The 335-nt window shown below is 37.0% G+C and carries 1 protein-coding gene; it reads left to right on the top strand.

Annotated features, from left to right (window positions below; genetic code table 11):
• Nucleotides 1-335: hypothetical protein (locus RT99_RS25430; protein WP_042566447.1), on the top strand; the 335-nt coding region annotated here is incomplete at both ends.

Consider the following 335-nt stretch of genomic DNA (forward strand, 5'->3'; position numbering starts at 1 on the left):
GGAACAGGAACTACTCCTTACCAATACAGTTTTAATGGTGGTGGATTTGGAAATTCAAATACATTGACATTAAATGACAATGGTGCAGATCAACCTTATACTTACTCAGTAAGAGACGGACAAGGATGTACAATTTCTGGTTCAGGAACTTTATTGAGATTAAACCCACCAACAGATTTAACTTTTGCAGCAGCAGCGGTAACTTGTACAGCTACGACTACTACTGTTACATTAACAGCTACAAATGGAGTTGGAACTTTACAATACGAAACTATTGCTCCATCTCCGGTAATTATTGCTAAACAAACATCTAATTCTTTTGCAAATCTTGCTCC

The sequence above is a fragment of the Flavobacterium sp. MEB061 genome, from assembly GCF_000834715.1.
Lineage (GTDB): Bacteria > Bacteroidota > Bacteroidia > Flavobacteriales > Flavobacteriaceae > Flavobacterium > Flavobacterium pectinovorum.